Origin of the sequence: Nocardioides sp., from assembly GCF_004803405.1 — a bacterium.
Lineage (GTDB): Bacteria > Actinomycetota > Actinomycetes > Propionibacteriales > Nocardioidaceae > Nocardioides > Nocardioides vastitatis.
Window position 1 is genome coordinate 328 of the sequence record NZ_SSXI01000082.1, and the last position, 5,403, is coordinate 5,730.

General features: G+C 74.6%; 5 protein-coding genes and 1 pseudogene. All 6 read right to left on the reverse strand.

The genetic code is table 11. From position 1 onward, the window contains the following. A partial coding sequence (locus E7Z54_RS05700) for an ATP-binding protein (protein ID WP_240769534.1) occupies positions 1 to 1,002 on the reverse strand: 1,002 nt, incomplete at its 3' end. After that, complete coding sequence (locus tag E7Z54_RS05705) at positions 999 to 1,751, reverse strand: cobalt-precorrin-4/precorrin-4 C(11)-methyltransferase (RefSeq protein ID WP_136432041.1); 753 nt, start codon at positions 1,749 to 1,751, stop codon at positions 999 to 1,001. The genes E7Z54_RS05705 and E7Z54_RS05700, both read right to left, overlap by 4 nt. Then, positions 1,748 to 2,986: a precorrin-6y C5,15-methyltransferase (decarboxylating) subunit CbiE gene (gene cbiE, locus E7Z54_RS05710; protein ID WP_136432042.1), complete on the reverse strand. Its 1,239-nt coding sequence runs from the start codon at positions 2,984 to 2,986 to the stop codon at positions 1,748 to 1,750. Before cbiE ends, E7Z54_RS05705 begins: the two co-directional genes overlap by 4 nt. Further along, on the reverse strand, positions 2,974 to 4,524 hold the full coding sequence (gene cobJ, locus E7Z54_RS05715; RefSeq protein WP_136432043.1) for a precorrin-3B C(17)-methyltransferase: 1,551 nt from the start codon (positions 4,522 to 4,524) through the stop codon (positions 2,974 to 2,976). Before cobJ ends, cbiE begins: the two co-directional genes overlap by 13 nt. Then, positions 4,524 to 5,195: a precorrin-8X methylmutase gene (locus tag E7Z54_RS05720; RefSeq protein ID WP_136432044.1), complete on the reverse strand. Its 672-nt coding sequence runs from the start codon at positions 5,193 to 5,195 to the stop codon at positions 4,524 to 4,526. Before E7Z54_RS05720 ends, cobJ begins: the two co-directional genes overlap by 1 nt. Continuing rightward, positions 5,192 to 5,403: pseudogene (locus E7Z54_RS22970) on the reverse strand (nitrite reductase); the annotation flags it as partial. The pseudogene E7Z54_RS22970 and the gene E7Z54_RS05720, both read right to left, overlap by 4 nt.

Sequence of the window (5,403 nt, forward strand, 5' to 3'; positions counted from 1 at the left end):
GTCCGGTCCGTTCGTCGGCGGCTCGGGATCGTCGTCGGGGTCCGGCGGCAGCTCCTCGTCGCCGAGGATCTGGTCGAGCACGTCCTCGTCGAGCCCCGGGGCGTCGAACGGCTTGCGCCGGCGTCGGTGCGGGAGGGCGAGGGTCGCAGCCACGCGGATGTCGGCGAGCTCCACGGAGTCGCGGCCGCACCAGGCGGCGTGCGCCACGGCGGTCCGGGCGGTGACGATGTCGGCGCGCAGGCCGTCGACGTCGAACGCGGCGCAGACCTCGGCGATCTTCAGCAGTGCGGTGTCGGACAGCCGGACCAGGCCGATGAGCCGCTGGGCCTCCGCGATCCGCGAGCTGAGTGCCTCCTCCGCCTCGGCATACCGGCTGGAGAACCCGGCCGGGTCGGCGTCGTACGCCATCCGACGGCGCACCACCTCGGCGCGCAGCGCGGGGTCGCGTGGCGCGGCCACCTCGACGGTGAGGCCGAACCGGTCGAGCAGCTGGGGGCGGAGCTCGCCCTCCTCGGGGTTCATGGTGCCCACGAGCACGAACCGGGCGTCGTGGGTGATCGAGACGCCGTCCCGCTCGACGGTCGCGCGGCCCATCGCGGCGGCGTCGAGGAGCAGGTCGACCAGGTGGTCGTGCAGCAGGTTCACCTCGTCGACGTAGAGGATGCCGCGGTGTGCCTTCGCGAGCAGGCCGGGCTCGTACTCGGCCTTGCCCTCGGCGAGCGCGCTCTCGATGTTGATCGAGCCGGTGACCCGGTCCTCGGTGGCGCCGATCGGGAGCTCCACGAGCGGCACCGGGTCGTCGCCGACCGGCGGCAGGACGGCGGCCAGCGCCCGGACGATGGTCGACTTGGCGGTGCCCTTCTCCCCGCGCACCAGCACGCCACCCACCTCCGGCGCGATGGTGGTCAGGATGAGCGCGAGCGGCATCGGGTCGGGGCCGTCCGGTCCGTCGGCGCCGACCACGGCGCTGAACGGGAAGTGCGGGGGCTGGGGGAGGGTCATCGTTTCCTTCCGGTGGAGTACAGCCAGGACTCGCCGGCGTCAGCGCGCTCGGCCAGGGCCGGGCCGACCAGGATCACGGCCGCCTGCCGCAGCTCCTGGGACTCGACCAGGTCGGCGATCGGGGCCGCGCCTCCGACCGTGCCGCGCAGCACCACCTCGCCGGGCTGGGTGGCGCGGGCGACGACGGCGACCGGGCAGTCCGCGCCGTAGAACGGCTCGATCTGGGCCATCAGGGCGCGGGTCCGCGTGATCGCGAGGTGGAGCACCAGCGTCGCGCCGGTGGCGGCGAACGCCGCGAGCGACTCCCGCTCGGGCATCGCGGTCGAGCGCGCCTGGGTGCGGGTGAGCACCACCGACTGCGCGACTAGCGGCACGGTCAGCTCCCGGCCCACGATCGCGGCCGCGGCCGCGTACGCCGGCACGCCGGGTGTCACGTCCCACGGGACACCGGCCGTGTCGAGCCGCCGGGTCTGCTCGTGCAGGGCTGAGTACAGCGACGGGTCGCCGGACGTCAGTCGTACGACGTCACGACCCGCGGCGTGCGCCTCCACCATCGCGGCGGTGATCCGGTCCAGGTCCAGGTCCTGGGTGTCGACGAGCCGGGCGTCGGCCCGGCAGTGGCCGAGCACGTCGGTGTCGATGTAGGTGCCGGGAAAGAGGACGACGTCGGCGGCTCCGAGGAGTGCTGCGGCCCGCAGCGTGATCAGGTCGGCCGCGCCGGGACCGGCCCCGACGAAGTGGACGCTCATCCGGCGATCCCCGTTCCTGGGTGGGGCTTCTGCCACGCCCACTGCACCACGGCCCGTGCCGGCGTCCAGCCGTGGAAGCGCGTCCCCAGGTCGGTCACCTGCTCGACCGAGATCCGGGTCAGCTCCCCCCAATGCTCCTGGAACGCGGCGATCAGCAGCTGCTCGGTCTCCACGGTCACGCCGTGCACCACCAGGCGCCCGCCGGGTCGCAGCGCCTCCCGGCACCGGTCGAGCAGGCCGGTGGCGGTGGCGCCGCCGCCGACGAAGATCGCGTCGGGCTGCGAGAGGCCGGCCAGCGCGTCGGGAGCCCGGCCCTCGACGACGTCGAGCCGTGGCACACCCAGGTGGGTGGCGTTGCGACGGATGCGGGCGGCACGGTCGGCGTTCGCCTCCACGGCGACAGCGGACGTCAGCGGATGCGCACGCAGCCACTCGATCGCCACCGACCCGGCGCCGGCGCCGACGTCCCAGAGCAGCGCCCCGGGCGCCGGGGCGAGGCGGGACAGGGCGCTGGCCCTCACGTCACGCTTGCTGATCTGGCCGTCGTGCTCGAAGTGCGCGTCGGGCAGCCCGGCCGTCCACGATCCGGTGCCGTTGCCGGGACCGGCGACCTCGACGGCGAGCACGTTCAGCCGGGGATGGGCCCCGGGTCGCGCGTCGTCGCCGGCCCGGAACTCCGTACGACTCTCCTGCGCGGAGCCGAGGTCGCCGAGGACGGTGATCAGGCTCAGGCCGTAGCCCGCGGCCAGCACGTGCTCCGCAACCAAGCCCGGTGTCGTCTCGTCCGAGGAGAGCACGAGGAGCCTGCGCCCCGGGGCGCACTGGCTGCGGATCGCGGCGGGATCGCGACCGACGAGGGTCACCACCTCGGACTCCTCGGCGGACCAGCCCATCCGTGCTCGCGCCAGCGCGACGGACGACACGGCAGGCACCACGGTCACGGCATCGCGGCCGAGAACCCGGATCAGGGTGGTGCCGATGCCGGAGACCAGCGGATCGCCCGAGGCGAGCGCGACCACCCGGCGGTCGTGGTACCTCCCGAGGACGTCGGGGAGGTCCGACAGCGGACGCGGCCACGGGCGCCGTTCCTGGCCCGGGACGTCCGGCACCAGCCCGAGGTGACGCTCGCCGCCGAGGAGCACGTCGGCGGCCTCGACGAGCGTGCGGGACGAGCCAGTCAGGCCCTCCCACCCGTCGGCGCCGATGCCGACGACGGTGACGGTCACTCCACCCATCGGGGCGTCCAGACCGTGCCGTCGGGCTCCACCCGGGTCGACGAGGCGCCGACGATGAGCAGGCACTTCATGTCCACGGCGTCGGCGTCGAGCTCGCCGAGCGTGGTCACCGTGAGCGACTCCTCGGCCCGGCCGACGTCGCGACCGACGACCACCACGGTGTCGGGGGAGCGGTGCTCGAGGAGCACCTTCTGTGCCTGCACCAGCTGGTCGCGGCGGCTGCGCGAGGCGGGGTTGTAGATGCCCAGCACCAGGTCGGCCTCCGCGATCGCGCGCAGCCGTCGCTCGAGGACCGACCACGGCTTGAGCCGGTCGGAGAGGCTGACCACGGCGAAGTCGGCGCCGATGGGCGCGCCCGCCCGGGCGGCGACCGCCTGCACGGCGCTGACCCCGGGCAGCACCCGGACCGGTACGTCGGCGTACTCCGGGCGGGAGGCGTCACTGGCGGCCTCGAACACGGCCGAGGCCATCCCGAAGACACCGGCGTCCCCGCCGGAGACGACCGCCACCCGGTCGCCGGACAGCGCGAGGTCGAGGGCGAGCCGCGCCCGGTCCACCTCGACGGTGTTGCCCGAGGCGTGGCGCTGGAGGCCGGCCCGCTGCGGCACCCGGTTGACGTACGGCGCGTAGCCGACCACGTGGTCGACCTCCGCGAGCACGGTCGAGGCCTCCGGGGTCAGCCAGTGGTCCGGCCCCGGGCCGAGGCCGACGACGGTGAGCTCGGCGGCGCGGGTGCGCTGGTCTGCTGACGGTGCCTGGGCGGCCTCCTCCACCGTCGCAGTCGAGCGGAGGCGCTTCGCGTCCGGTTTCCGGACCGTGTCGCCCGGCACCACGATCAGGGAGAAGTAGGGCACCGAGTCGGCCGCCACCTCCGCGACCGGGAGCCACCGCTCCTCCGGCTGCGAGGCGCGCTCGACGTACCAGCTGCCCTCCAGCCGGCCGGCCTGCTCGAGCGCTGACCGCACCGCCGGGAAGGTGCGTCCGAGCTTCATGATCACCGCCGCGTCGGTGTCGGCGAGGCGGCGCGCGAGCTCGGGCTCGGGAAGGGTGCCGGAGAGCACGGTCAGCACGTCGGCCTGGCGCACCAGTGGCACCGCGAGGGCGGCGGTGGCGGCGGCGAACGCGGGGACACCGGGCACGACCTCGGTCTCGAAGCGGCCGCGGAACCGGTCGAGCAGGTACATCGAGGACCCGTAGAAGAGCGGATCGCCCTCCGCCAGCAGTACGACGTCGCGGCCGGCCGCGAGGTGGTCGGCCAGCCGGGCCTCGCAGTCGTCGTAGAAGTCGGCCAGCGCCCCGACGTACCCGCCGGGGTGGTCGGTGGTGCCCGTGGTGACCGGGTAGCGGAGCTCCTCCTCGATCGCCGTCGCCGGGACCAGGTCTGCGGCGATCCGCCGCGCGTGTGACTGCTTGCGCACGCCGGCGTGGTAGGCGACGACGTCGGCGGCGCGGACCAGTCGCTCGGCCTTGCGGGTGATCAGCTCGGGGTCGCCCGGGCCGATGCCCACGACCAGGAACCGACCGACGGCGGCCTCCATCACTCCTCCTCCTGGGCGAGGGCGTTGACGGCCGAGGACGCCATCGCCGAACCGCCGCGGCGTCCGCGCACGGTCACGAACGGGATGTCGATGCCGTAGTCGTCGGCGAAGGTCGCCAGCGCCTCCTTCGACTCGGCGGCGCCGATGAAGCCGACCGGGCAGCCGACGATCGCCGCCGGCCGGGGCGCTCCGTCCGCGAGCATCTCGAGCAGGTGGAACAGGGCGGTGGGTGCGTTGCCGATCGCGACGATCGCGCCCTCGAGCAGCGGCTCCCACAGGGAGACCGCCGCGGCGGTGCGGGTGGTCGACCAGGAGCGCGCCAGGTCGGGGACCCGCTCGTCGGTGAGGAAGCAGTGCACCGGGTTGGCGGCGGGCAGGCGCCCTGCGGTGATGCCCATCGCGACCATCCGCGCGTCGCAGAGGATCGGCGCGCCGGCGTCGAGCGCGGCACGGGCGGCCGGCACCAGGTCGGGGTGCACCACCAGGTCGTGGACGAGGTCGACCTGCCCGGACCCGTGGATCATCCGGACCGCGACCTTCTCCGCCGACGCCGGGACCCGGGAGAGGTCGCTCTCCCGGCGGATGGTGGCGAAGGAGTCGACGTAGATCGCCGGTCCGTCGGCCACGTAGTGAAACCGCCGGGTCGGCGGGGCGAGGGTCGGTTCGATCATGCGTCGTCCTCCGGGACCAGGACGCCGTGCCACGGCGTCACCACCACTTCGTCGGTGCGTTCCGCCCAGTCGCCGGCGGCGCGGGCATCGATGCCCTCGAGCACGGCGACATGCTCGCCACCAGGCACCCGACCGTAGGGGAGCGGCTCGGCCGCGACGTCGGCGCCGGTCTCGGGCGGCACCACCGCGACCAGCGGGTCGGCCAGCT

Bases quoted from the DNA above. Each gene is read 5' to 3' on its own strand.
- E7Z54_RS05705 (WP_136432041.1), bottom strand. From the start codon at position 1,751: ATGAGCGTCCACTTCGTCGGGGCCGGTCCCGGCGCGGCCGACCTGATC.
- cbiE (WP_136432042.1), bottom strand. From the start codon at position 2,986: ATGGGTGGAGTGACCGTCACCGTCGTCGGCATCGGCGCCGACGGGTGG.
- cobJ (WP_136432043.1), bottom strand. From the start codon at position 4,524: ATGGAGGCCGCCGTCGGTCGGTTCCTGGTCGTGGGCATCGGCCCGGGC.
- E7Z54_RS05720 (WP_136432044.1), bottom strand. From the start codon at position 5,195: ATGATCGAACCGACCCTCGCCCCGCCGACCCGGCGGTTTCACTACGTG.